At 69.8% G+C, this 2321-nt stretch carries 1 protein-coding gene; it reads right to left on the bottom strand.

The window, feature by feature from the left end; genetic code table 11:
- On the bottom strand, positions 1-2212 hold a 2212-nt coding region (locus BFF77_RS30605; RefSeq protein WP_281196655.1), incomplete at its 3' end, for a Tex family protein.
- Between the last annotated feature and the right edge of the window lie 109 nt (positions 2213-2321).

A 2321-nucleotide genomic window follows, 5' to 3' on the forward strand; every position in this document is an offset into this window, starting at 1 on the left:
GTCCACCACCGGACCCGCCCGACCCACCGGACCCGCCCGACCGGTCACGCTCCGGCTTCGCTCCGACCTCGTCGTCCAGCCGCAGCGTCAGGGAGATCCGCTTACGGGGGACGTCGACCTCCATCACCTTCACCTTGACCACGTCGCCCGGCTTGACCACCTCCCGGGGATCCTTCACGAAGTTCCTCGACATGGCGGAGACATGGACCAGCCCGTCCTGATGCACGCCGATGTCCACGAACGCGCCGAACGCCGCGACATTCGTCACGACTCCCTCCAGTACCATCCCCGACGCCAGGTCGCCGATCTTCTCCACGCCGTCCTTGAACGTCGCGGTCTTGAAGGCCGGACGCGGGTCCCGTCCCGGCTTCTCCAGCTCACGCAGGATGTCCGTCACGGTCGGCAGTCCGAAGGAGTCGTTCACGAAGTCGGCCGGCTTCAGCGAGCGCAGCACCGGCGCGTTCCCGATGAGGGACGCGACCTCGCTGCCGGTCGTTTTCACCATCGACCGCACCACCGGATACGCCTCCGGGTGGACGCTCGACGCGTCCAGCGGGTCGTCGCCGTCACGGATACGGAGGAAGCCCGCGCACTGTTCGTACGCCTTGGGGCCGAGCCGCGGCACATCCTTGAGCGCCCGCCGCGACCGGAACGGCCCATGGGCGTCGCGGTGGGCGACGATGTTCTCGGCGAGTCCCGTCCCGATGCCCGACACCCGGGAGAGCAGCGGTGTGGACGCGGTGTTCACATCGACACCCACGCCGTTCACACAGTCCTCGACGACCGCGTCCAGCGAGCGGGAGAGCTTCACCTCGGACAGGTCGTGCTGATACTGGCCGACACCGATCGACTTGGGATCGATCTTCACCAGCTCCGCGAGCGGATCCTGGAGCCGGCGCGCGATCGAGACGGCGCCGCGGATCGACACATCGAGATCGGGCAGCTCCTGCGAGGCGAACGCCGAGGCCGAGTACACCGAGGCGCCCGCCTCGGACACCATGACCTTGGTGAGCTTCAGCTCCGGGTGCTTCGCGCAGAGCTCGGCGGCGAGCTTGTCCGTCTCCCGGGACGCCGTGCCGTTGCCGATGGCGATCAGATCGACCGAGTGGGCCTCGGCCAGCCGTGCCAGTGTCGCGAGCGACTCGTCCCACCGGTTGGCGGGCACATGCGGATAGATCGTGTCGGTGGCGACGACCTTGCCCGTCGCGTCGACGACGGCCACCTTCACGCCCGTACGGAACCCGGGATCGAGCCCGAGCGTCGCGCGTGTGCCGGCGGGCGCGGCCAGCAGCAGATCGCGCAGATTCGCGGCGAAGACCCGCACCGCCTCGTCCTCCGCGGCGGTCCGCAGCCGCAGCCGCAGATCCATCCCGAGGTGGACCAGAATCCGGGTGCGCCATGCCCACCGCACCGTGTCCGCCAGCCACTTGTCACCGGGCCTGCCGCGGTCGGCGACCTCGAAGCGCCGCGCGATCATGTTCTCGTACATCGTCGGGCCCGGCTGTTCCGGGGCCTCGGACGGGTCCTCCGGCTCCAGCACCAGATCGAGGACGTCCTCCTTCTCGCCGCGGAACATGGCCAGCACCCGGTGCGAGGGCAGCTCGGGGAACGGCTCGGCGAAGTCGAAGTAGTCGGCGAACTTGGCGCCCGGCCCCTCCTTGCTGTCGTCCTTGCCCTCCCGGACCTTCGAGACCAGCCGGCCGCGTGTCCACATCCGCTCCCGCAGCTCGCCGATGAGATCGGCGTCCTCGGAGAACCGCTCGGTGAGGATGGAACGGGCGCCCTCCAGCGCGGCGGCGGGATCCGCCACGCCCTTGTCCGCGTCGACGAACGCCGCGGCGGCGGCGAGCGGCTCCACCGACGGATCCCTCAACAGGCCCTCGGCGAGCGGCTCGAGGCCCGCCTCACGGGCGATCTGCGCCTTCGTGCGCCGCTTGGGCTTGAACGGGAGATAGATGTCCTCAAGGCGCGCCTTGGTGTCGGCGGCCCTGATCCGCGCCTCCAGCTCGTCGTCCAGCTTGCCCTGCTCGCGCACGGAGTCCAGGATCGCGCTCCGCCGCTCCTCCAGCTCCCGCAGATAGCGCAGCCGCTCCTCGAGGGTGCGCAGCTGCGCGTCGTCGAGCATCTCGGTCGCTTCCTTGCGGTAGCGCGCGATGAACGGCACGGTCGACCCGCCGTCGAGCAGCTCGACGGCCGCCTTCACCTGCCACAATGCAGTCGGCGGACCACAGAACAGCGGAGCGTGATCGTGACGACGTCCATCGAAGACAGGATCGCCGGGGAACTCGGCGTACGGGAGCGGCAGGTGAAGGCGGCCGTCG

It is taken from the genome of Streptomyces lushanensis (assembly GCF_001700515.1).
GTDB classification, from domain to species: Bacteria; Actinomycetota; Actinomycetes; order Streptomycetales; family Streptomycetaceae; genus Streptomyces; species Streptomyces lushanensis.